The 24,784-nt window shown below is 51.6% G+C and carries 22 protein-coding genes; 11 read left to right on the forward strand and 11 right to left on the reverse strand.

The window, feature by feature from the left end; all coding sequences use genetic code 11:
* The first annotated feature begins 75 nt into the window (after positions 1-75).
* From ABVN36_RS18075 to preA, 7 genes are all read left to right on the forward strand, one after another.
* Positions 76-474, forward strand: coding sequence for a CidA/LrgA family protein (locus ABVN36_RS18075; RefSeq protein WP_000045719.1), 399 nt, complete (start codon positions 76-78; stop codon positions 472-474).
* A complete protein-coding gene (locus ABVN36_RS18080) occupies positions 471-1,166 on the forward strand; it encodes a CidB/LrgB family autolysis modulator (RefSeq protein ID WP_000989296.1) in 696 nt (231 codons plus the stop codon). The genes ABVN36_RS18075 and ABVN36_RS18080 overlap by 4 nt, the downstream gene beginning before the upstream one ends.
* Positions 1,167-1,319: 153 nt before the next feature.
* Entirely contained in the window at positions 1,320-2,204 is an 885-nt protein-coding gene (gene cdd, locus ABVN36_RS18085; protein ID WP_000553526.1) for a cytidine deaminase, read from the forward strand.
* A gap of 176 nt (positions 2,205-2,380) precedes the next feature.
* Positions 2,381-3,100 (forward strand): outer membrane permeability protein SanA, encoded by a 720-nt coding sequence (gene sanA / locus ABVN36_RS18090; protein WP_000920081.1) that lies wholly within the window; start codon positions 2,381-2,383, stop codon positions 3,098-3,100.
* Positions 3,097-3,342 (forward strand): DUF2542 family protein, encoded by a 246-nt coding sequence (locus ABVN36_RS18095; protein WP_000605187.1) that lies wholly within the window; start codon positions 3,097-3,099, stop codon positions 3,340-3,342. Before sanA ends, ABVN36_RS18095 begins: the two co-directional genes overlap by 4 nt.
* Positions 3,343-3,546: 204 nt before the next feature.
* Positions 3,547-4,788 (forward strand): NAD(P)-dependent oxidoreductase, encoded by a 1,242-nt coding sequence (locus ABVN36_RS18100; RefSeq protein ID WP_023138365.1) that lies wholly within the window; start codon positions 3,547-3,549, stop codon positions 4,786-4,788.
* Complete coding sequence (preA, locus tag ABVN36_RS18105; RefSeq protein WP_023138364.1) at positions 4,782-6,017, forward strand: NAD-dependent dihydropyrimidine dehydrogenase subunit PreA; 1,236 nt, start codon at positions 4,782-4,784, stop codon at positions 6,015-6,017. The genes ABVN36_RS18100 and preA overlap by 7 nt, the downstream gene beginning before the upstream one ends.
* 74 nt (positions 6,018-6,091) lie before the next feature.
* On the opposite strand, the gene mglC is transcribed toward preA, so the two are convergent.
* The 6 genes from mglC to folE form a co-directional block, all read right to left on the reverse strand.
* The gene (mglC, locus tag ABVN36_RS18110) at positions 6,092-7,102 is read right to left on the reverse strand and encodes a galactose/methyl galactoside ABC transporter permease MglC (RefSeq protein ID WP_001275101.1); all 1,011 of its coding nucleotides are present in this window, start codon (positions 7,100-7,102) and stop codon (positions 6,092-6,094) included.
* 15 nt (positions 7,103-7,117) lie between these two features.
* Positions 7,118-8,638 (reverse strand): galactose/methyl galactoside ABC transporter ATP-binding protein MglA, encoded by a 1,521-nt coding sequence (gene mglA / locus ABVN36_RS18115; RefSeq protein ID WP_000535913.1) that lies wholly within the window; start codon positions 8,636-8,638, stop codon positions 7,118-7,120.
* A 133-nt stretch (positions 8,639-8,771) separates the two neighbouring features.
* Positions 8,772-9,770 (reverse strand): galactose/glucose ABC transporter substrate-binding protein MglB, encoded by a 999-nt coding sequence (gene mglB / locus ABVN36_RS18120; protein WP_001036943.1) that lies wholly within the window; start codon positions 9,768-9,770, stop codon positions 8,772-8,774.
* Between the two features lie 498 nt (positions 9,771-10,268).
* Positions 10,269-11,291: an HTH-type transcriptional regulator GalS gene (gene galS, locus ABVN36_RS18125; protein WP_000628631.1), complete on the reverse strand. Its 1,023-nt coding sequence runs from the start codon at positions 11,289-11,291 to the stop codon at positions 10,269-10,271.
* 149 nt (positions 11,292-11,440) lie between these two features.
* Positions 11,441-12,583: a DUF418 domain-containing protein YeiB gene (yeiB, locus tag ABVN36_RS18130; RefSeq protein WP_001518079.1), complete on the reverse strand. Its 1,143-nt coding sequence runs from the start codon at positions 12,581-12,583 to the stop codon at positions 11,441-11,443.
* 14 nt (positions 12,584-12,597) lie between these two features.
* On the reverse strand, positions 12,598-13,266 hold the full coding sequence (gene folE, locus ABVN36_RS18135; protein ID WP_001139611.1) for a GTP cyclohydrolase I FolE: 669 nt from the start codon (positions 13,264-13,266) through the stop codon (positions 12,598-12,600).
* Positions 13,267-13,595: 329 nt separating this feature from the next.
* Here folE and fghA point away from each other — a divergent pair, with 329 nt between their 5' ends.
* Entirely contained in the window at positions 13,596-14,453 is an 858-nt protein-coding gene (gene fghA, locus ABVN36_RS18140) for an S-formylglutathione hydrolase (RefSeq protein WP_000425488.1), read from the forward strand.
* Here fghA and ABVN36_RS18145 read toward each other — a convergent pair.
* Positions 14,442-14,831 carry a helix-turn-helix domain-containing protein gene (locus tag ABVN36_RS18145; RefSeq protein ID WP_000876817.1) on the reverse strand — a complete coding sequence of 130 codons (390 nt, stop codon included), beginning with the start codon at positions 14,829-14,831 and terminating at the stop codon, positions 14,442-14,444. The genes fghA and ABVN36_RS18145 overlap by 12 nt on opposite strands.
* A 4-nt stretch (positions 14,832-14,835) precedes the next feature.
* Positions 14,836-16,203, reverse strand: a complete 1,368-nt coding sequence (locus ABVN36_RS18150; protein WP_001518989.1) for an L-serine ammonia-lyase — start codon at positions 16,201-16,203, stop codon at positions 14,836-14,838.
* A 216-nt stretch (positions 16,204-16,419) separates the two neighbouring features.
* Between ABVN36_RS18150 and serB the strand changes: the two genes are divergently transcribed.
* Together serB and ABVN36_RS18160 are read left to right on the forward strand one after the other, a co-directional pair.
* A complete protein-coding gene (gene serB / locus ABVN36_RS18155) occupies positions 16,420-17,307 on the forward strand; it encodes a phosphoserine phosphatase SerB (RefSeq protein ID WP_023138363.1) in 888 nt (295 codons plus the stop codon).
* A 32-nt stretch (positions 17,308-17,339) separates the two neighbouring features.
* Positions 17,340-18,662 carry an MFS transporter gene (locus ABVN36_RS18160; RefSeq protein WP_000023807.1) on the forward strand — a complete coding sequence of 441 codons (1,323 nt, stop codon included), beginning with the start codon at positions 17,340-17,342 and terminating at the stop codon, positions 18,660-18,662.
* 43 nt (positions 18,663-18,705) lie between these two features.
* Here the strand turns inward: ABVN36_RS18160 and cirA are convergent, their stop codons facing one another.
* The 3 genes from cirA to yieE form a co-directional block, all read right to left on the reverse strand.
* Positions 18,706-20,697, reverse strand: coding sequence for a catecholate siderophore receptor CirA (gene cirA / locus ABVN36_RS18165; protein WP_000488251.1), 1,992 nt, complete (start codon positions 20,695-20,697; stop codon positions 18,706-18,708).
* A gap of 345 nt (positions 20,698-21,042) precedes the next feature.
* Positions 21,043-22,512, reverse strand: coding sequence for a lysine-specific permease (lysP, locus tag ABVN36_RS18170; protein WP_000534999.1), 1,470 nt, complete (start codon positions 22,510-22,512; stop codon positions 21,043-21,045).
* Positions 22,513-22,701: 189 nt separating this feature from the next.
* Positions 22,702-23,565 carry a DNA-binding transcriptional regulator YeiE gene (gene yieE, locus ABVN36_RS18175; protein WP_000548316.1) on the reverse strand — a complete coding sequence of 288 codons (864 nt, stop codon included), beginning with the start codon at positions 23,563-23,565 and terminating at the stop codon, positions 22,702-22,704.
* A gap of 120 nt (positions 23,566-23,685) precedes the next feature.
* Between yieE and ABVN36_RS18180 the strand changes: the two genes are divergently transcribed.
* On the forward strand, positions 23,686-24,735 hold the full coding sequence (locus ABVN36_RS18180) for a YeiH family protein (protein WP_000137966.1): 1,050 nt from the start codon (positions 23,686-23,688) through the stop codon (positions 24,733-24,735).
* Positions 24,736-24,784: the final 49 nt, after the last annotated feature.

A 24,784-nucleotide genomic window follows, 5' to 3' on the forward strand; every position in this document is an offset into this window, starting at 1 on the left:
GAATTCATGATGTGATCGGTAGCACGTTTTAACGTTTAATTGTATGATGAATCCATCTCATCAAGGGCTTTAAACATGAGTAAGTCACTGAATATTATCTGGCAATATATACGCGCTTTTGTATTGATTTATGCCTGTTTGTACGCAGGCATTTTTCTTGCATCACTGCTTCCTATCACTATTCCCGGCAGCATTATCGGGATGTTAATTCTGTTTGTGTTGCTGGCGCTGCAAATTCTGCCGGCAAAGTGGGTTAACCCCGGCTGCTATGTGCTGATTCGTTATATGGCGTTGCTGTTTGTGCCGATTGGCGTCGGGGTCATGCAATATTTTGATTTACTGCGCGCGCAATTCGGCCCGGTGGTGGTCTCTTGCGCTATCAGTACGCTGGTCGTTTTTGTGGTCGTAAGCTGGAGTTCACATCTGATACACGGTGAGCGTAAAGTGGTTGGGCAGAAGGGAACGAAAAAATGATGACATATATCTGGTGGTCGTTACCGCTGACGCTGGCGGTATTTTTCGCCGCCCGCAGACTGGCGGCGCATTTTAAAATGCCGTTGCTGAATCCGCTGCTGGTGGCAATGGTAGTCATTATTCCTTTTCTGTTGCTGACCGGTATTCCCTACGAGCACTACTTCAAAGGCAGCGAAGTACTTAACGATCTGCTGCAACCGGCGGTGGTGGCGCTGGCCTATCCCCTTTATGAACAGTTGCACCAGATTCGCGCGCGTTGGAAATCCATTATTAGCATCTGTTTTGTCGGCAGTCTGGTAGCGATGATTACCGGAACATCCGTTGCCTTGCTGATGGGCGCAACGCCTGAAATCGCGGCATCGGTACTGCCTAAATCCGTGACTACGCCTATCGCGATGGCGGTGGGCGGCAGCATCGGCGGCATCCCCGCGATCAGCGCGGTATGCGTAATTTTTGTCGGTATTCTGGGCGCGGTGTTTGGCCACACGCTGTTAAACGCGATGCACATCCGTACTAAAGCCGCACGCGGGCTGGCAATGGGGACCGCCTCACATGCGCTCGGTACTGCGCGCTGCGCCGAGCTGGATTACCAGGAAGGCGCGTTTAGCTCCCTGGCGCTGGTGATCTGCGGCATTATTACCTCGCTGGTAGCGCCCTTTTTGTTTCCGCTCATTCTGGCGGTAATGCGCTAACGACGGGACAAAAGACCGGGTTAAAATTTGCGATACGTCGCGCATTTTTCATTTAAGTTTCACAAGTTGCATAAGCAATGAGATTTAGATCACATATTAAGACATAGCAGGCCCGTAAACTACGGTTCCATTACATTGTTATGAGGCAACGCCATGCATCCACGTTTTCAAACTGCTTTTGCCCAGCTTGCGGATAATTTGCAATCAGCGCTGGCCCCTATCCTGGCGGACCACCATTTTCCCGCCATGCTGACCGCAGAGCAGGTCTCGACGCTTAAAAATACGGCGGGACTGGACGAAGACGCGCTGGCTTTCGCACTGTTACCTCTGGCGGCGGCCTGCGCCCGTACCGATTTGTCCCATTTTAACGTCGGCGCGATTGCGCGCGGCGTTAGCGGCAACTGGTATTTCGGCGCGAATATGGAGTTCCTGGGCGCCACCATGCAACAAACTGTGCATGCTGAACAAAGCGCGATTAGCCACGCCTGGCTACGCGGCGAAAAAGGGCTCGCCGCCGTCACCGTTAACTACACGCCTTGCGGCCACTGTCGCCAGTTTATGAACGAGCTGAACAGCGGTCTGGATCTGCGCATTCATCTGCCGGGCCGCGCGCCGCATACGTTACGCGATTATCTGCCTGACGCTTTCGGGCCAAAAGATCTGGAGATCAAAACGCTGCTGATGGACGAGCAGGATCATGGCTTTACGTTAACGGGCGATACGCTAACGCAAGCGGCGATTACGGCAGCCAATAAGAGCCATATGCCTTATAGCCACTCACCGAGCGGCGTGGCGCTGGAATGTAAAGATGGCCGTATTTTCACCGGCAGCTATGCGGAAAACGCCGCCTTTAACCCTACGCTCCCCCCGCTGCAAGGCGCGCTAAACCTGCTGAGTCTCAATGGCTATGACTATGCGGATATTCAGCGCGCGATTCTGGCGGAAAAAGGCGATGCGGCATTAATTCAATGGGATGCCACCGCCGCAACGCTGAAAGCGTTAGGTTGCCATAATATTGACCGCGTCCTTCTCGGCTAAGCAAATGTGCCGGATAGCGACGCACTGGCGTCTTATCCGGCCTGACTCTCCTCTCCCGCGACCCGATACAAGGGAAATCATGCTGAAAATCTCCGCAATCAGACGGCGGTTTCTTGCGCTACGTCTTCGGGTACAGTAGCCTGATCGTACTTTCATCCTGGTATCGAGTTTCCTGCATGTTAAAGCGCGTGTTTTACAGCCTGTTGGTCCTGGTAGGCTTGCTGCTGTTGACGGTGCTTGGCCTCGATCGGTGGATGAGCTGGAAAACAGCGCCCTATATCTATGACGAGCTACAGGATCTCCCCTACCGCCAGGTTGGCGTCGTGTTAGGGACAGCCAAATACTATCGCAAGGGTGTCATTAATCAGTACTATCGTTATCGTATCCAGGGCGCGTTAAACGCTTACAATAGCGGTAAAGTCAATTACCTGCTGCTCAGCGGCGACAATGCCCTGCAAAGCTATAACGAACCGATGACCATGCGCAAAGACCTTATCGCGGCGGGCGTCGATCCTGCGGACATTGTGCTTGATTACGCTGGCTTCCGTACGCTTGACTCCATTGTGCGTACCCGCAAAGTGTTTGATACCAACGACTTTATTATCATCACTCAGCGCTTCCACTGCGAACGCGCCTTGTTTATTGCGCTGCATATGGGCATTCAGGCGCAGTGTTACGCGGTACCTTCGCCCAAAAATATGCTGACAGTGCGCCTGCGCGAATTTGGCGCCCGCTTTAGCGCGCTGGCGGATCTCTATATTTTTAAACGCGAACCGCGTTTTTTAGGCCCGCTGGTACCTATTCCCACGCAGCATCAGGTGCCGAATGACGCCCAGGGGTATCCGGCCGTTACGCCGGAACAATTGCTTGAACTGGAAAAGAAAAAAGGGAAATGATCATGGATGTACAGACGATATTTGTCATATTAGCCTTTCTGCTACTCCCGCTTTTTTGCTTCCGTGAGGCCTGGAAAGGCTGGCGAACCGGCGCGGTAGATAAAGTTGTCAAAAATGCGCGAAAACCGGTTTATGTCTATCGCCATGCCGATCCCGTACAATATTGGTCTTATCTTTTTCTTTATACCGGTTGCGGTTTTTTATTTACTGGAATGATTATTTATCTTCTTTTTTATCGTTAATCTATTTATTATCCCTTTAAAATTGAGAATAGTTATTATTATGATATAAGGAACAAATGCTGTTTTGCATTCTGGTTTCATTTTTTTGTGAATTCTTTCACAGAATACCCTTCTTTCAATGCTTAGGCTGGCGGTAGATTTTGGATCATTAAAACGCGTTATTTGCGTTTCGCCTTAATTTATTCAAGCATTAAGGAAGATTATATGCCGCAACAAAATTATCTGGATGAACTCACGCCTGGTTTTACGCCATTACTGGCAATAAAAGAGGCTTCCCGTTGTTTATTATGTCACGATGCGCCCTGTAGTCAGGCTTGCCCGGCGCAAACCGATCCGGGGAAATTTATTCGTTCTATTTACTTTCGCAATTTTAAAGGCGCAGCGGAAACTATCCGGGAAAATAATGCGCTTGGCGCCGTCTGCGCCAGAGTCTGTCCGACGGAAAAATTATGCCAGCGCGGATGTACACGTTCCGGAATAGATAAACCTATTGATATTGCACGCCTGCAACGTTTTATTACCGATTTTGAACAGCAGACTGCCATGCAGATTTATCAGCCCGGGAGTAAAACACGCGGGAAAGTCGCGATTATTGGCGCGGGTCCGGCAGGTTTGCAGGCAAGCGTGACGCTCACACATTTAGGCTATGACGTCACCATTTACGAAAAACAGCCGCAGCCCGGCGGATGGCTGCGTCACGGCATCCCGGCATTTCGTCTGCCGCAAAGCGTACTCGATCAGGAAATTGCCCGCATTGTAGAAATGGGCGTCAATATTAAATGTAATTGTGACGTGGGCGGGTCGCTATCGCTTGCGCAACTCAAAGCCGAATATCGCGCCGTGCTGATGACCGTCGGGATGTCCTGTGGCTCTGATTTACCGTTATTTGAGCAAGCCAGTCACGTAGAGATTGCCGTTGATTTTTTACAGCGCGCCCGTCAGGCCGACGGCGATATTAGCGTTCCGCGTAGCGCATTAATTATTGGCGGCGGCGACGTAGCGATGGATGTCGCCAGTACGTTAAAAATTCTCGGCTGCCCTTCCGTCACCTGCGTGGCGCGGGAAGAATTAGCCGAATTCCCCGCCAGCGAAAAAGAATTTACCAGCACGCAGGCATTAGGCGTATCGATTATTGATGGCTTTACGCCTGTCGCCGTCAGTGGAAATAAAGTGACCTTCCACCATGTACGCCACTCAGGAGAACTGACGCTGGAAGCGGAAAATATTATTTTGGCCGTGGGGCAGCACGCGCGACTGGATGCCTTTGCGGAGATAAAAGCGCAGCGTAATATTATCGACACGCACAATTATCAAACCGACGACCCGGCGATCTTTGCCGCTGGCGATATTGTTAAAGGTGATAAGACCGTCGTTTATGCGGTAAAAACCGGAAAAGAAGCCGCTCAGGCTATTCATCATTATTTAGAGGAGGCCTGCTCATGTTAACAAAAGATTTGTCTGTTACCTTTTGCGGCGTTAAGTTTCCCAATCCGTTTTGCCTTTCTTCTTCTCCGGTAGGCAATTGTTATGAGATGTGCGCCAAAGCCTATGATACCGGCTGGGGCGGGATCGTTTTTAAAACCATTGGTTTTTTTATTGCCAACGAAGTCTCTCCACGTTTTGATCACCTGACGAAAGAAGATACCGGTTTTATTGGTTTCAAAAACATGGAGCAAATTGCTGAGCATCCGCTGGAAGAGAATCTGGCCGCCATTCGACGGCTAAAACAGGATTATCCGGATAAGGTGCTGATTGCTTCCATCATGGGGGAAAATGAGCAGCAGTGGCAGGAACTGGCGCGTCTGGTTGAAGAAGCCGGCGCGGATATGATTGAGTGTAACTTCTCTTGCCCGCAGATGACCTCGCACGCCATGGGAAGCGATGTAGGGCAAAGCCCGGAGCTGGTTGAAAAATACTGCCGCGCCGTAAAACGCGGTTCATCTTTGCCAATGCTGGCGAAAATGACGCCGAATATTGGCGATATGTGCGAAGTCGCGCTGGCCGCTAAACGCGGCGGAGCCGACGGTATCGCCACCATCAACACCGTGAAATCCATTACTAACATCGACCTGAACCGCAAAATCGGGATGCCGGTGGTTAACGGTAAATCCAGTATCTCCGGTTATTCAGGAAAAGCGGTGAAACCCATTGCGCTGCGTTTTATCCAGCAGTTGCGAATGCACCCTGAACTGCGCGATTTCCCGATTAGCGGTATCGGCGGCATTGAAACCTGGGAAGACGCTACCGAATTTCTGCTGCTGGGCGCGGCGACCCTACAGGTGACGACAGGCATTATGCAATACGGTTATCGCATTGTAGAAGATATGGCGAGCGGCCTCAGCCACTATCTGGTCGATCAGGGATTTGCCTCATTACAGGAGATGATCGGGCTGGCGAATGGCAATATTATCCCGGCGGAAGACCTGGATCGCAGCTATATCGTCTATCCGCGGATTAATCAGGAGAAATGCGTCGGCTGCGGACGTTGCTATATCTCCTGCTATGACGGCGGTCATCAGGCGATGGAGTGGGATGAACACAGCCGCACGCCGCATTGCAATACGGAAAAATGCGTCGGTTGTCTGCTGTGCGGTCATGTCTGCCCGGTCGCCTGTATTGATTTAGGCGAGGTCAAATTTAAAAAAGGCGAAAAAGAACACGCGTTAACGCTGTAGCTCGCGGTATGAAGCCCGGCGCGCAGTTTCGCTGCGCCGGGTTATCTGATAAGCAAAGTAATAGGTCTGGATAACTACTTCTTACGCGCGTATTTCAGCGAGTCCAGCGCCACGGCGAAAATGATAATGCCGCCTTTGATAATGTACTGCCAGTACGGGTTTACCCCGATATAGGTCAGGCCATAGTTGATGACGGTAAAGATAATGACGCCGGTCACCACGCCGAAGACCGTCCCCACTCCGCCGCTAAACGATACTCCCCCGACAACGCACGCGGCAATCGCATCCAGTTCATACATAAAGCCGAGGTTGTTGGTGGCAGAACCAATACGCCCTGCTTCCAGTAAGCCGCCGAAGGCATAAAACACGCCGGAGAGCGCATAAATCATCAGCAGGTTCAGCGCCACGTTTACGCCAGAAACTTTCGCCGCCTCCGGGTTGCCGCCAATAGCAAAAATGTTTTTACCAAAACGGGTCTTATTCCACAGCACCCAGACAAACGCTACCGCAATCAGAGCGTAAAAGGTGATGTATGAGAGCCGGAAACTGCCCATCGCCACAAAGCCCTGTGCAAAGGTGGAAAAGCCGCTGTCAAAGCCGGAAATGGGCGAAGCGCCGACAAAGTCATAGTAAAGGGAGTTGATCCCATAAACGATAATCATCGTGCCAAGCGTGGTAATAAACGGCGTCACGTTCAGGTAAGCAATGATGATGCCGTTCACCAGGCCAATCACCGCGCCAATCGCGCAGACAATCAGGATGACCAGCGCAATCGGCATGGTCGCCATTTCCGGAAACACTTTATTGGCGTTTTCCATTGATTGCAGTAATGTTGCCGCCACGACCGCCGCCAGCCCTACCTGACGCCCCGCCGACAGGTCTGTCCCCTGGGTGACGATGAGTCCCGCCACGCCCAGCGCGATAATAATACGTACCGAAGATTGCGTCAGAATATTACTTAAATTCAGCAAACTTAAAAAAGTCGGGTCCTGGAAAATAATAATCGCCAGCAACACTAAAAGAACGACGTAAATTCCGCCCTCTTTCAGCCAGGTCAAAAAGCTTTTCTTGTTTAACGCACTCATAAGGAGCCCCTGATCTTAAAGGTGCAAAGAAGCAAGACGCAAAATTTCGTTTTGCGTTGTTGTTTTAGTATCGACAATGCCGGAAACGAGACCGTTACTCATCACCAGGATACGATCGGTAATCCCTAACAGCTCCGGCATTTCAGAAGAGATAATGATGATCCCCTTGCCTTTTTTCGCCAGTTCCGCAATAAGCTGATAAATTTCAAATTTTGCGCCGACATCAATGCCGCGGGTCGGTTCGTCCAGCATTAATATTTCCGGCTGCGTCAATAGCCAACGACCAATGATCACCTTTTGCTGATTGCCGCCGGAAAGTGAACCAATTTGCGTGCGATGCCCCGGCGTTTTTACCCGCATGGAATCAATGACCCATTGGGTGTCGCTTTTCATCCGGGAATTATCCAGTAACCCCACTTTATTTTTATAATTACGGATATTCGAAATTAATGAGTTAAATCCGATATCCAGATAGGCGTAAATTCCGGTGGAACGACGCTCTTCCGTCACCAGCGCAAAACCGTGGTTAATCGCTTCGTTCGCAGTGTGATTATTAATTTTCTTGCCATGTAAAGTGATTGTCCCGGACGACTTCTCACGAATGCCAAACAGCGTTTCGACGATATCGGTACGCTTTGCCCCAACCAGACCGGCAATGCCCAGAATTTCGCCCTTGTGCAAATCAAAGGAGACATCGCGAATGGAAGGCTGGCGTAGCGAGGTCAGGTGACGAACCTCCAGGATCACGTCGCCCGGCTTATTTTCTTTATCCGGGAAGCGCTGGTTTAGGGAACGCCCGACCATCATCGCAATGATCTTATCCATATCCAGCCCTTCCAGCGGCTGGGTGGCAATCCACTGACCGTCGCGCAAAATAGTAATTTCATCGCACAATTGAAAAATTTCTTCCATTTTATGCGAGATATAAACAATTCCGCAGCCGCGTTCTTTCAGCTTGCGAATAATGGTGAACAGATGATTAACCTCTTTCTCAGTTAACGATGAGGTCGGTTCATCCATAATAACGATCTTAGCGTTATAGGAAAACGCCTTCGCAATTTCGATCATCTGCATTTGCGAAACGGATAACGTTCCTACGCGCGCGCGCGGGTCAATATCGATATCCAGTTCATCAAATATCGCTTTGGTATCCTGGTACATTTTATCCTGGTCGACAAACATACCTTTGGTGGGATAACGTCCCAGCCACATGTTATCCATGACCGAACGTTGTAATACCAGGTTTAACTCCTGGTGTACCATCGAAATCCCATTCTCCAGCGCTTCTTTCGCCGAATGGAAGTCCACTTCTTTTCCCTGAAATACAATGCTGCCGGAATCTTTTTGGTAAATACCGAAAAGACATTTTAATAATGTTGATTTGCCTGCGCCGTTTTCGCCCATTAATGCATGAATAGAGTGCGGACGAACGTTTAAGTTGACATTATCAAGCGCTTTCACGCCGGGAAATGATTTGTTAATGCCACGCATTTCCAACAAATATTCACCCGACGACGGAGAAATCGTGCTGCCCATAATGATACCCTGTCGGCCTTTTTAATTATGACTATCCGCGCCGGATGGCAAAAGAAATACGTTATCCGGTCTGCGGCACGTCATCCTTCCACGGTTTCAGGGCGCAACAAAATTGCGCCCACAGACGGAAAAGTTATTTTTGGGTAAATTCGCTCAGATTGTCTTTGTCCACGCCGACATAAGGCACGCGCACGATTTTGTTCTCAATCTTCCAGCTGGTGCCGTCAGCCGCGCCCTTGCCTTCGGCGAGGTTTTTCGCCAGATCGAATGTCGCTTTCGCCTGATTGTTGGCGTCATTCAGTACCGTACCGGCCATCGCGCCCGATTTCACCAGCGCCAAAGCTTCCGGTAACGCATCGACGCCAAAGACCGGAATCGACGATTTATTATGCGCTTTCAGCGCCTCTACCGCGCCCATCGCCATCGCATCGTTATTCGCGATAACCACTTCAATCTTGTTAGCGTTCGGGCCAGACAGCCAGGCATCCATCTTATCTTTTGCCTGCGCGGTATCCCACATGGCGGTGTCTAACGCCAGTTGCTCGGTCTGAATACCTTTATCATTTAACTCTTTCACCACATACGTCGTACGGGCTTCAGCATCCGGGTGCCCCGGCTCGCCTTTCAGCAGAACATACTGAATTTTACCGTCTTTATTCAGATCCCAACCCTGATTCGCCTGCCAGTGTTTGGCAATCAAGTCGCCCTGAATCACACCGGATTCTTTAGAGTCAGTCCCGACATAATACGCCTTGTCATAGCTGTCCAGCGCTTTGCGGGAAGGCTCTTTGTTAAAGAACACCACCGGCACATTTTGCCCGCGCGCTTTCTCAATCACCGTACCGGCGGCTGCCGGGTCGACCAGGTTAATCGCCAGAGCTTTAACCCCTTTCGCCAATAAAACGTCAATTTGATCATTCTGTTTAGATTGATCGTTTTGCGAGTCATTCATCAGTAGCTGAACATCCGGCGCGGATTTGCCATCTTTTTCAATAGCCTTACGCACCACGGACATAAAGTTATCGTCATATTTATAAATCGTCACGCCAATACGAGTATCAGCCGCGTGCGCGTGCGCGCCGAATAACAGACTTGCCATCACGGCAGAAAGGGTCAGTACCTTCTTATTCATGGTAGCTCCGGTTTTATTATGTAGGGTATAGCGTAAAAAAATGCCCGGCTGTTCAGCACGTTAACGCGTGTTACTGAACGCCGAAGCGTATTTAGAGCCTATCCCACCAGGCGTTATTGGCGCAGCCAGTTTGGACACGGACAGCGCGCAAAAACCGGAGCGTACACGTAGTACGTGAGGTTTGACTCGCTACGCTCGCCCTTCGGGCCGCCGCAAGCGGCGTTCAAAACGCTAACGCGTTTTGGCGAGCACTGCCCAGGTCCAAAATGGCAAGTAAAATAGCCCTAATGGGATAAGCTCTTATTCAACTCTTTATTTTTGTCCGGTAGTCGCGGGATATTGTGATAACGGTTTTTATAAGCGAAATACCCCAGCAAAACTGACAACTAACTGTTACACGTTAGTTACAGTGCGACAAACGTTGTCATCATAGCTATCACAATGTTAATAAACTGTGAATTTACTCACAGATTGAAAACGGTTACATGCGGGGCGTAATCAGTTAGTGATCAGTACCGCATTCTGTCGCCATGCCACCGAATGGCGCCGTACCAGGGTCGGCATGAAGCAGTGCGTCGCCGTGATATCCAGCGTGCCTGCAGCCCCCTGTAACGCCAGCTCGGTCGCGATTTTCGCCATAGAAGCAATAGGATAGCGCACGGTAGTCAACTGAGGATCGGTATAACGAGCAATAGGGATATCGTCGAAACCGATGACAGACAGATGCAAGGGAATGGCGATGCCGTTATCTTTTAACGCCGTCAGCGCGCCCGCCGCCATGTTATCGTTATAGGCAAATACCGCCGTCAGTTGCAGATTGCGTCCCAGCAACTCAACCATTGCCGACTCGCCGCCTTGCATGTCCGGCGTGCCGGTGCCTATCCAGCTCTCCGACGCAGCAATCCCCTGCTCTTGCAGCGCGTGTAACCACCCTTCTCTGCGCATCGCGTCATCTTCAATACGGTGGCTGGAGGCCAGGTAGCCGATGCGTTGATGTCCATTATTCAGCAACATTCGGGTCGCCATTCTGGCGCCGCTCACATTGTCGAGACAGACACAACGATGCGCATAACCCGGCACGATACGGTTAATCAGCACCATACCGGGGATCTGATCCATAAAGTCGCTCAGCTCGCGATCGGTTAAGGCTTTTGAGTGAACAATCAATGCGTTACAACGCTGACGGATCAAGACTTCAATCGCATGGCGCTCTTTTTCCGCCTCATGATAACTGTTGCCAATGAGAACATATTTCTGGTGCTGCTGCGCGACCAGATCTACGGCTTTCACCAGAGCGCCGAAAAAGGCATCGGAAACATCCATGACCACGACGCCGATGGTGTCGCTCACCTGGGTGGCCAGCGCTTGCGCATTCGCATTTGGTCGATATCCCAGCAGGGTGACGGCCTGCATAACGGCGTCACGGGTGTCGGGACTGACCAACGCGCTGTTATTCAGTACGCGGGAAACGGTCGCTACAGACACGCCAGCCTGGCGCGCTACATCACGAATGGTGATCATATTCACTGCCCTGTTTGAGTTCAAAAATGCTCACAAATGCCCCGTTAGCAGGCGGCTATTTTGTCAGCACCCTGCCCAGGGCTGCGTGAGAAACATCACAGGGATGGAAACGGTTACAGCCATTTTGTTAATGAATGTGATCCAGATCGTTATCTGAGCGATCCTGACGCGCGCAACGTGAGTTGACGCCATAACCACTCGACCGGTCCCTGTCGCCAGAAACGTAGCCAGATGACGGAAAAGAGAAGGTTTATTGCCCATACCGGAACGACAAAGAACAAGAGTTCCAGTCGATTGAATTTCATAAATAAGCCAAACTGATAAAACAGTGTGGTACAGATGATCGTCTGCAGCAGATAATTGGTCAGCGCCATTCGCCCTACGCAGGCAATGGCAAGCGTCAGTCTGCATCGGCTAAGCTGCGGCCAGAAGCCAAACATCAGCGCGGCATAGCCCAGCGTTTGCAACGGCGCGCTCAGTTCGCGCGGCGCCTGCAATAAGAAGGCGCACCAGCGGTACGCCCAGTCCAGCCGCCATTGTAAAATGACCGCAGGCAGGTTGATCATTAGCCCTAACGCCACCAGCAGAACCCCGGTACGGCGATAGTGCCGCAGACTGTACTGACCTTTCAGCCAGCCGCTACGCATTAGCGCGGCGCCCAGCAGCATCATACCCGCCAGTTGCCAGCCATACTGCGCGCCGAGCGCCAGTAAACTATTCGACAGCATCTCTGCCCGGTTGCTGATAGCCTCCATGCCGCCGTTCAGCTTCCAGTATTTTTCATACAATATTGCCGACGCATCCGGCGTCCAGGCGCGGCTGGTTTCGCTACTCGATACCACGCCCAGCAGCAGTAGCACGCCAATCCCGACCAGATAAAGGAGTATGCCGGTATTGAACAGGCTTTTTACCGAAGGCGCGTCGCGTACCAGTCGCCAGCAAATTAACCCGACCAGACCGTAGGCCAGCAGAATGTCGCCGTCCCAAAAGAATAACGCATGGATAAAACCTAACAGTACCAATAGCGTTAAGCGCGACTGAATCCACTGTTTACCACGCGGAAGCAGCATTTGTAGCCCCGCGCCAAACAACAACGCGAACAGCGTAAGAAACTTAGCCTGCGCCACAATATCGAGAATCGCCCAGGACCAGGCGTCTTCGGGAACGATCGCGCCGTACCAGGCGGGATTGAGATAAGCCGCCTTCGGCAATCCAAAGGCGCTAATGTTAAGAAGCAGGATACCGAGGATAGCGACGCCACGTACAAAATCCAGCGTGACATTACGCTCCATCGTCTCCGCCTTAATCATGGATGATGGCGAACGGCACGCAGAAACTCCTGGCGCGTATTCTGGCTGGACTTAAACAATCCACCCAGCGACGTCGTCGTCGTGGCGCTGGTTGCGTCACGAATACCGCGCGCTTTCACGCAGTAATGCACCGCATCAATCGATACCGCTACATTATTGGTGCCGAGCAAGGTTTGCAGCGCCGTCAGAATTTGTTGGGTCAAACGTTCCTGAACCTGTGGACGCTGGGCGAAGAATTGCACGATGCGGTTAATTTTCGACAGGCCGATCACGGAATCTTTGGGGATATACGCGACGGTCGCTTTGCCATCAATGGTCACGAAGTGATGTTCACAGGTGCTGGTCAGCGTGATATCGCGGACGGTGACCATTTCATCCACCTTCATTTTATTTTCAATGAGGGTAATTTTCGGGAAATTGGCATAGTCGAGGCCGGCGAAAATCTCGTCAACGTACATCTTAGCGATACGATGCGGCGTTTCCATCAGACTGTCATCGCTCAAATCGAGATTCAGCAACTGCATAATCTCAGTCATATGCCCTGCGATAAGACTTTTTCGCGTTTCATTATCCAGTTCATCCATAGGCGGGCGCAGCGGCGTTTCCAGCCCCCGGGCAACCAGCGCGTCATGAACCAGGGCCGCTTCTTTACTGAGTGATGGCATTAATCGTGTTCTCCTGCAGGTGTGGCGCCTCTGCCCTGCATGGGGCAAAGTTTGTCAATATTGTGACAGTGTGATTATTGTGCGTGAGGTAGCGCACATAATCCAGTATTCACGCCCATAATTGTTGAAATTGTCGCTGCCTTTCATGACATCTTTTCCGGTGCGAGAATGATGGCAGGACAAAGGGCATATTTGTTAACGCAACGTTATTTAAATGATGAAGCATGTTTATGTATTACGGAAGTGAAAGTTACTCACAACGCGGTGAATAATCTGTATTATGAAGAATCTGCATACCTTATCAGGTTCACCATAAAAGGAGCCCCCGCATGGAAATGCTCGAAGAGCACCGATGTTTTGGCGGCTGGCAGCAGCGCTGGCGTCATCATGCCGCCACGCTAAACTGCGCCATGACATTCAGCATTTTTCTTCCGCCGACTCAGGATAATGAACCGCCTCCGGTACTGTACTGGTTGTCCGGGTTGACCTGCAATGATGAGAATTTTACCACCAAAGCAGGCGCGCAGCGTATCGCAGCAGAACTGGGCATTGTATTGGTGATGCCGGATACCAGTCCACGCGGTGAACAGGTCGCCGACGATAGCGGATACGATTTAGGCCACGGCGCCGGATTTTATCTCAATGCCACACAGCCGCCCTGGGCCAGCCATTATCGCATGTACGATTACCTGCGCGATGAGCTTCCGGCGCTTATCCAGACACAGTTTAACGTCAGCGACCGTTGCGCCATCAGCGGACACTCGATGGGCGGCCACGGCGCATTAATCATGGCGCTGAAAAATCCGGGCAAATACACCAGCGTCTCTGCTTTTGCGCCCATCGTCAACCCCAGCCGCGTGCCGTGGGGAATCAAAGCGCTTACCGCTTATCTCGGCGAAGATGAATCAGCCTGGACTGAGTGGGATAGCTGCGAATTAATGCTGGCCAGCCAGCCGCAGGACGCCATTCCTGTGCTCATCGATCAGGGCGACAGCGATCAATTCCTCGCCGATCAGCTTCAGCCCGCCGTACTGGCGGAAGCCGCGCGGCAAACCGCCTGGCCGATGACGCTACGAATCCAGCCTGGCTACGATCATAGCTATTATTTTATTGCGTCCTTCATCGAGGACCATCTGCGCTTTCATGCCCGGTATTTACGGGACGAGCGTGAGACGTCACCAACATAATGAATTTTCCAGCGCCGCGCTGTAGTTCACCTCCTCCGACTGCGGCGCGGAAGATTTATTATTTAAATCCGCGGCCTGCTGGCGTACCTGAAGGCGGCCGCTGCCCTCTCCGCCTTCATAACTTTCGTGAAAATTACGCAGCTCGGATTCAAACAGCACCGCATCAAGATTATGCAACTTATCCAGCGCCCGCAGGAGAGAAATTAACGTATCAAGATTGAGCCCTCCCCCCTTCTCGATACGCTTGATGGTGGCAATACCAACGTGCGCGCGATCGGCAAGCTGCTGCTGGGTCATCGAAAGAGACAGGCGCGTCTCCTTTAAGCGGGCGCACAACGACAGGATAATCTCGTCGTTATTCATCGTATTGTATTTCACGCTGTTACCCTCTCTTGCGCGGCTGAATTTTCCCCAGCGAACCATGATACGTTTCACGGTATTTAGCGCTCATGTCTTTACCGGTCTCGTACATCGCAGCAATGATCTCATCGAGCGAAATACAGGGTTCGCTTACGCGACTCATCGCCATCGTCGCCGCGTTTATCGCTTTCACGGCAGAGATGGCGTTTCTCTCTATGCAGGGAATTTGTACCTGCCCGCCCAGCGGATCGCAGGTCAATCCCAGATGATGTTCCATGGCAATTTCAGCGGCGCTCAGCGTTTGCTCCACGGATGCGCCCATCAGTTCAGCCAGGCCCGCCGCCGCCATTGAGCACGCCACGCCGACTTCCCCCTGACAGCCAACTTCAGATCCCAGAATAGAGGCGTTTTGTTTAAACAATATCGCGATAGCGGCGGCGGTCAGGAAGAAACGGGTCAGAGCACCGGGCTCCAGCGGCGTGACAAATTTATCATACCAGCAGAGCGCTGCCGGAATGATGCCGCACGCACCATTGGTTGGCGCGGTAACAATCTGTCCGCCGCTGGCATTTTCTTCGCTTACCGCAATCGCGAAGGCATTGACCCAGTTCAGCGCGGTTAAAAAATCGCTGGCGGAGCGGTTAGCCTGTAACGTCTTATGTAACGCACAGGCGCGCCGCGGTACCTGATAGGGACCGGGTAATACCCCCTCAGTATGCAGGCCGCGATAAACCGCCTGCTGCATCACGTCCCATATTTGCGCCAGATAATTCTGCAACGTCTGTGGCGAGTGGCGGCACAGCTCATTTTTCATCATCAGCGCCGCCACGGACAGGCCGTTACGCCGACACAGCGCCAGCAACTGCGCGGCATGACTAAATTCAAAGGGCGACACTGTACGCAAAGGAAGCGATGGCGTCAGCGGCTCGCCATGTTTGCGAACCTGTCCGGCGCCGGTCGAAAACCAGGTCTCTTCATACACCGTGAAATAATCATCTCTGGCGCGAAACGTCATGGCATAAGGATGGCCTGGATGCGCCTGGTGATTGGCGATAATCTTGACTTTTATCGTGATTCCGCCCGCGTCAGAGAGCGGGAGTTCGATTTTGTTTTCATTTTCCGCACGCTTAATCACCGCCATATGCGAACGGAGATCGACATTCTCCGGCTGGCAACCCAGCAGCCCAAGATACAGGGCGGTATCCACATTGTGGCACTTGCGGCTTAACGATAACGCGCCATACAGCTCGATTTCAATTTCCCGAATTAGCGGCAACGTCTCTTGTTCTCTGAGCAATGAAATAAAGTGACAGGCGGCGCGCATCGGCCCTACGGTACGTGAGCTGGATGGACCTATTACTATTTTGAATATATCAAGGCAACTCTCCATCGTTATATCAATCCTTTCAGTCTCATTCGCGTTCAGTAATAAATAACATCCTCGCACAGTTGGCATATCAAAAGTGATACCTTTTGTGTCTGAACTTTACCTGGTATCAAAAACAACGCTTTTTTAGCCCTTTTCTGGCTGTGATATCTGTGATAGCACAAGATTCCACGCCGCAAAAGAGTCATTATAATACCCGTAAATTAAGGGAGTTATCATATGAGCATTATTTATTTTATTACTACACAGGATATCGATACGTTTCAGAAAAAATTACAGGAAACGTTATTTAATGCCGTCACCATGCCATTTCCGCTATTATTTGATAAACGTTATGCCGCGCTTATCAATACCGCTTATTTAAAGCTTACGCTGCCAGCGGAATGTCTGACGCCTGAATTTTATCGCTATTTACGCGAACTCTCATTGCAATGGCAGTTTGATTTTTTTATTAAGCCGCAGCCACTGCCTGCTAACGGTATTATCGCGTTTGATATGGACTCGACATTTATTGCGGAAGAAGGCGTGGATGAAATTGCCCGCGAGCTTGGCATATCGACGCAAATCACCGCCATTACCCAACAGGCGATGGAGGGCAAGCTTGATTTTAACGCCAGTTTTACCCGACGTATCGGAATGTTGAAAGGCACGCCGAAAGCAGTGCTGAACGCCGTATGCGATCGCATGACCCTTTCGCCAGGCCTGTTAACTATTCTGCCAGTCATCAAGGCCAAAGGATTTAAAACCGCGATTATCTCCGGGGGACTGGATATATTCACCCAGCGTCTAAAAGAACGGTATCAACTGGATTATGCCTTTTCGAATACGGTTGAAATACGCGATAACGTTCTGACGGATAACATTACTTTGCCGATTATGAATGCCGCAAACAAAAAACAGACGCTGGTTGACCTGGCTGCCCGGTTAAATATTACCACGGAGAATATTATTGCCTGCGGTGATGGCGCCAACGATCTGCCGATGTTAGAACATGCTGGCACCGGTATTGCCTGGAAAGCGAAGCCGGTTGTACGAGAAAAAATCCACCATCAGATTAATTATCACGGTTTCGAATTGCTTCTTTTTCTTATTGAAGATGAATTATAACGCGACTCACCTCGCCGGAAGGGAATTTTAAAATGAGTATAAAAACATTTATTTTCAGCCAGCCCGATAAGCCGATTGTAAAAGAGAAAAAAGAGATAGACCAGACCTATAAAAAATTTCGTTTTGAGATTATCGCCTCGGTCTTTATCTCTTATGCCGTCTTTTATCTTACCCGTAAAAACTTCTCCGCCGCGATGCCGGCCATGCTGACGGAAACGTCGCTGACCGCAGAAGACTTCGCCATTATGTCTTCTATTTTTTACATTCTTTATGGCGCGATGAAGTTTGTCGGCGGGATGCTGGTCGATAAAATTAACCCGAAAGCTATGACCGGCCCGGTGCTGATTGGCGTGGGGATTGTAAATATTCTGTTCGGCTTTTCCGACAGCGTGGCGGCATTCTACGTGCTGTACAGTCTCAACGCGATCTTACAGGGCACCAGCTTTCCGCCGATGGCGAAAATTATGGCCTCGTGGTTTTCGAAAAACGAACGGGGACGCTGGTGGGCTATCGTTGAAGCGGCGCACAATATCGGCGGCAGCCTCGCGCCGCTGCTGACCAGCTTTGCTATCGCCTTTAGCGGTAGCTGGAAAATGGGGTTTTATGTTCCCGGCGCCATTTCGCTGCTGATGGGGATAGTGGCGCTATTTACCATTAAAGATCGTCCCGGTACGTTAGGTTTGCCCAACGTGGGGCAGTGGCGTAACGACCCGACGGAACTGGCCCAGGTCAAGGCCAGCCCGGTCAACCTGAGCTTCTGGCAGATTTTTGTGAAATATATCCTGACCAATCCACTGGTATGGATCATTATTATCGGTGATATGTCGGTTTATATTGCGCGCACTATCCTTAACGACTGGCCGCAGATTTACTATTCGCAGGTTCACGGCTGGAGCCTGATAAAAGCGAACTCGATTATTTCCTGGTTTGAGGCGGGCGGACTGGCAGGTGGGTTGCTGGCAGGCTACTTGTCTGACTTTATGTTCAAAAGTAACCGCTGGATGACCGGATTAATCTTCGCGTTAGCGCTGTGCATATGCATCGTGCTGGTGCCGCTGGTTCAGGATACCTCTTACACCCTCACCGCGATTCTGTTCACCATCATGGGCTTCGCCTTATACGGACCGCATATGCTTTTTGCCGTCGGCTGTCTGGATGTGACCCATAAGGATGCGGCGGGATCGATTACCGGCTTTCGGGGATTGTTCAGCTATGTCGGCGCGGCAATGGCCGGTGTGCCGGTAATTATGGTGAAAAATAGCTGGGCGTGGTCGGGCGTTTATATCTATGCGGTGATCGCCATTCTGCTAACGACTCTGTCGCTGGCGCTGCTCTCCAGGCTGCATCGGTTATAACATTCTGGCGACAGCGGCAAAACGCGGCTGTCGCCAGTCTCTGTCAGAAACGGTAATCCACCGCCATAAAGTAACGACGTCCGTCTTCGGTATAACCGTAGTCGTCGCGTTTGAGATCTTTATCGCCCACGTTCAGAACGCCCGCACGCAGTTTAACGTTTTTCGTCGCCTGCCATGCCGCGCCGGTATCCCAGACCACGTACCCGCCCGGCGTTTTCGCCGTTGCGCTGTCGGCCCGCTTACGCCCGGTATAATTCCCTGATACGTAGAATGACCAGTCTTCGAGCTGCGCCGGTTTCCAGTCCAGCGTACCGTTCGCGGTGTGGAACGGCAGATCGGAAAGCGGCTTGTTCCCGCCATTACTGACGTCGCGTCCGTCGTTATAGGTGTAATTCAACGACAGTTTCCACGCCTCGTTAAACGGAACTTTCAACTCGGTTTCCACGCCCTGAATACGCGCTTTATTCACGTTGTAATAACGGAAGACCGGAACGCGCTGTCCCCGACTGTTGGTTTCGAAACCGACAAAGTTGGAATAGCCGGGCGCGGCGTTAACGTCAGGGGTACGGCTAATGCTGATGCGATTGTCCACATCGTTACGGAACGTGGTAACGCTCGCTTCCACGCCCTCCAGTATGCCTTCTTCGCCCCGGTAATAAAGGCCGAGCTCCCAGCTTTCACTGGTTTCAGGTTTCAGATCCGGGCTACCGATAATGCGGCATCCGCCACGGCAGGAGTTGGTCGCCCAGTCCGGACTTAATTGCAATAGCGACGGCGCTTTAAAGGCCGTGGCCCACCCACCTTTCACCGTCAGGGTATCCGTTGCGTTATAGACCAGATAAGCACGCGGGCTCCAGTGATCGCCATAGGTTTCATGGTCATCCATACGAATACCGGTGGTCAGCGCCAGCGGTTCGAAGATGCGCCACTCATCTTCAAGGAACAGAGCGTACTGGCTGGCGGAGGTTTTAGTACTGGAACCGCCGGTCAGGTTCACCGCATCGCTCAGTTTATCGTGACGCCATTCGCCGCCGAAGGTGAGGAACTGGTTGACAGACGCTAACGGCAGAACGTATTTCCCGTCAATCGAATTGCTTTCTGACGTGATAGGGCTACTGTTGCCGGGGTTTTTGTTTTCCACTTTTTCGCCGTAGAATTTGAGCTCACTATTGCCGAGATCCCAACGTCCGTTATGGCTCAACGCATAGTTTTGCCGTTCCAGACGGTTTTTATCCAGCGAGTCGGAGTCCCGGTCCTGGCGATCAAAACCGTAGCCTGCGGTAACGTCATGATTTTCGTTTGGTGTCCAGGCAAACTCGACGTTTCCATCCCGGCTGGTAAATCCTTCAATGCGCGGCGTTTCACCCGTAGCGGTGGTGGCGGAACTCTGCTGCTCGTCTTTTTCGCGTTTCGCCAGGCTACCGTAGGCTTTCATTCCCAGCACGCCGTCGATCAGCGGACCGCTGGTAAAGAACTGACCGTTATAAGTATCGCCACGGTCGCGATGTTCCTGAATAGTGGAGTCAACCGTGACGCTGCCGTGCCATTTCTGACCAATTTTTTTGGTGATAATGTTGACCACGCCGCCCAGCGCATCGGAGCCATACAGCGAGGACATGGGGCCACGCACCACTTCAATGCGTTCGATAGCGTCAACCGGTATCCAGTTCAGATCAAAATCATTATGGCGGAAGACCGCGTTACGGGAGTTAACGCGCTTACCGTCGATCAGGATCAGCGTATAACTGCTGTCCAGACCACGAATACTCACGCCTTTACGGTTATCCCCTTCGTTAGTGAGCTGTACGCCCGGCACCTCTTTCAGGACATCTTTCAGGTTTTGCACGGGCCTGCGCTGTAAATCTTGCTGGGTAATGACGCTGATACTTGCTGGCGCATCTTTCAGATTTTGTTCGATGGCGGACGCGGTAACGACCATGGTTTCACCATCATCCGTTGCCGCGGCAACCGGCCAGGCCAACGTAACTGCGGACATACAAAGCCCTACCCGAACGAAAGGGTTAAACCTAAACATTCCATTTCTCCATGAGGTAAATACGACAAAAAAATCGGTTATCGCTCACAACGCATTACGTTTCGCCTGCGATAACGGTTATCACGGCGAACTCTTTTTATGCAGGCGAGTCGGGCTCATGAGTGACGGTCGCGCCCGAATCTTCATCCTTTCTGATTTCGAGCGTAACGATAAAGCAAACGATAATAATTATCAATTTAATTGTTAATAATTATGTCATTTGAACCAATCATAAAGAAAAAACAAAAAACCCTCTCGAATGAGAGGGTTAGAAGGGTCAGGTTCAGGCAGTCCGTGCCGGATGGCGGCATAAAGCCTTATCCGGCCTATGACGAGAAGACTACGTTACTTTTTAACGCGTTCCGGGAAGTGCATTTCGCTATAGCGCACGAAATGCGTACCTTTTATCAGCTTGTAGCCGAACCAGATAAGCAGGAACAGCGGAATACCGATATAGGTCGCCGCGACGCCGCCCCAGTCGATGGTATCTTTCAGGAACGCTTCATAGTTCTGCCCCAACGTAATAATCAGGCACAGTACAAAGGCGAAAATCGGCCCCAGCGGGAAGAACCCGGAACGGTACGGCAAATCATTCACATCATACCCTTGTATCACGTAACCGCGACGGAAGCGATAATGGCTAATGGCAATCCCCAGCCAGGCGATGAAGCCCGTCATACCGGAGGTGTTCAACAGCCACAGATAGACCGTCTGGTTGCCGAACATTGAGGTCAAAAAGCAAAGACCGGCAATCACGGTGGTGGCATAAAGCGCATTGCGCGGTACGCCGCCGCGGGACAATTTCGCAAAAATACGCGGGGCCTTACCGTCACAGGCCAGGGTGTAGAGCATACGGGTCGAGGCATACATCCCGGAGTTACCCGCAGACAGTACCGCCGTCAGGATAACCGCATTCATTATCGCCGCCGCAGACAACAAGCCCGCATGCTGGAACACTAAGGTAAACGGACTGACGCTAATGTCTTTGACGTCGTTACGCAGCAGGTTTGGATCGGTATAAGGAATGATCAGGCTGATAATCAAAATCGCGAAAACATAAAACAGCAGAATACGCCAGAACACCTGACGCACCGCGCGCGGAATATTCTTCTCCGGGTTTTCAGATTCCCCGGCGGCAATACCAATCAGCTCAGTTCCCTGGAAAGAGAAGCCCACGATCATCGCGACGCCAATCATTGCCGCAAAACCGCCAGCAAAAGGCGCATCGCCCGTCGTCCAGTTGCTCCAGCCGACCGGCTCGACACCTTTAAAGATACCGATAATCATCGCTACGCCAACGATGATGAAGATAATAACGGTCGCGACTTTAATTAACGAGAACCAGTACTCCGCCTCGCCAAAACCGCGCACGGAAATGTAGTTCAGCAAGAAAATGACGCAGAGGAATAGCGCGCTCCAGATCCAGCCCGGCGTGTCCGGGAACCACCAGCCCATGACCAATTGCGCGGCAACCAGGTCAACAGCGATAGTCACCGCCCAGTTGTACCAGTAGTTCCAGCCCAGCGCGAAACCAAAGCCTTCTTCCACATAGTTCTGACCATATGTCGCAAACGAGCCAGATACTGGCATATAGGCCGCCAGCTCGCCAAGACTGGTCATCAGGAAGTAGACCATCAAACCAATCAGAATATAAGAAAACAGCGCGCCGCCTGGCCCCGCCTGAGAAATTGTCGCACCAGATGCAACGAAAAGACCTGTCCCGATGGAGCCGCCAATGGCAATCATCGTCAGGTGACGCGCCTTTAATTCGCGACGTAGCGCGGGCGCTTCTGTGGTTTTAGTTTTGGAACCCATGTGAAAATGCTATCCATCCAAAAAATGAGGCGCGATTGTAACAGACGAAATACTATCCTTCCGACACAAATGCGCGGTTATAAGAGACCTTCATGACCGGCCACGGATTATAAGTAAAGCAGAGAATAACGTATACGTAAGCGGATACTAAAAATGGCGATGCCACCCGGGCAGCCCTCCTCTTCACCTTTATTCACAGTAACTCAAAAAACGCTGCAACGCGTTAGAAAGATGTTTCTGCCGATGATGAACACGCCACAACGTGCGCACCAGGCGCGGTAACGGCACCGCGACTTCGCCCAGGGTTCCCGCCTGGAGTTGTTCAGCAATCACCCGGCGCGATAAACAGCTTATCCCCAGTCCATGACGCACCGCATGTTTGATCGCTTCTGAATTCCCCAACTCCATCGCCATATGAAAGCGCGGCAAATGCGACAACAGCAAATAATCGACAATTTCCCGCGTACCGGAACCGCGCTCGCGTAAAATCCATGGGGATGCCGCAAGCTGTTCCAGCGTCACCGGCCCCTGCGTCAGCGGCGAGGACGGCGCGGCAAAGACCACCAGCTCATCTTCCAGCCACGGCTCAGAAATAATCTCTGTACTGTGACATGGTCCTTCAATCAGGCCGATATCAACCCGAAAATCCAGCACCGCGTTAATCACGTCCTGGCTGTTTCCCACGCTGAGTTCCAGCGGTAAGGCCGGATAATGCTGGCGATAGCGGGCAATCATGGCGGGTAAAATGTAATTGCCGATGGTGCTACTGGCATAAACCCGTATCGCGCCGTTATCCTCACGAAATAGCTGCTCAATTTCTACCGCTTGCTCCAGCAATGCCAGCGCGCGCGGGTATAACAAGCGCCCGTGTTCGTTGACCACCAGCCGTTTCCCCACCCGATCAAACAACTGTACGCCGAGCTGACCTTCCAGATCGGTGAGCGCGGCGCTAACGGCGGACTGCGATAATGACAGCATGACCGACGCCTGGGTTGTTGAACCGCTTTTCAGTACTTCAGCAAACACTTCAAGTTGTCGTAGCGTAATATGCATAGTCGTATCCCACCGATAGCGTTTCACTTACCACTTATAAAGATTAATTATAAATATATAATCAATTTTATTTTTAAACCAGATCACCGTAACCTTATTGTCCATATACAGGAGAAGGTTATGACAGAACTCACCTTGCAGAATCATCGTCGTACAATGTGGCATTTTATACCGGGGCTCGCTCTGAGCGCCGTCATTACAGGAGTCGCCCTGTGGGGCGGCGCTATCCCTGCCGTTGCAGGCGCGGGGTTCAGCGCCCTGACCCTGGCTATCCTGCTGGGTATGGTTATCGGGAATACCGTCTATCCACAAATATGGAAACAATGCGACGGCGGCGTGCTGTTTGCAAAACAACATCTGCTGCGTTTAGGGATTATCCTTTACGGCTTCCGCCTTACCTTTTCACAAATCGCCGACGTGGGTATTAGCGGTATTGTGATTGACGTATTAACGCTTTCCAGCACGTTCATGCTGGCCTGCTTCTTAGGCCAAAAAGTCTTTGGTCTGGACAGGCATACCAGCTGGCTGATTGGCGCCGGTAGCAGTATCTGCGGCGCGGCGGCGGTACTGGCGACAGAACCGGTGGTAAAAGCGGAAGCCAGTAAGGTTACTGTAGCCGTCGCGACTGTCGTTATTTTCGGCACCATCGCTATTTTCCTTTACCCGGCAATGTATCCGCTGCTGGCGCACTGGTTCAGCCCGGAAACTTACGGCATCTATATCGGCTCAACCATGCATGAAGTCGCGCAAGTGGTCGCAGCGGGTCATGCCGTTAGCCCGGATGCGGAAAATGCGGCAGTTATCGCTAAGATGCTGCGTGTCATGATGCTGGCACCGTTCCTGATCATTCTGGCGGCACGCGTTAAACAGCTTTCACCGGCGACCGGCGCGGAAAAAAGCAAAATTACCATTCCGTGGTTTGCTATTTTCTTCATCGTAGTGGCGATCTTCAACTCTTTCCACCTGCTGCCGAAAGCCGTGGTGGATATGCTGGTGACGCTGGACACGGTGCTGCTGGCGATGGCGATGGCGGCGTTGGGTCTGACCACTCACGTTAGCGCATTGAAAAAAGCGGGGGCGAAACCGCTGCTGATGGCGCTGGCACTATTCGCCTGGCTGATTATTGGCGGTGGCGCCATTAACGTCCTAATCCATAGCCTTATCGCATAAATTATTACGTTTCACGCCTGTTAACCCGTTATCATAGCGTTCGTAATGA

The sequence above is a fragment of the Salmonella sp. SJTUF15581 genome (assembly GCF_043356775.1).
GTDB classification, from domain to species: Bacteria; Pseudomonadota; Gammaproteobacteria; order Enterobacterales; family Enterobacteriaceae; genus Salmonella; species Salmonella enterica.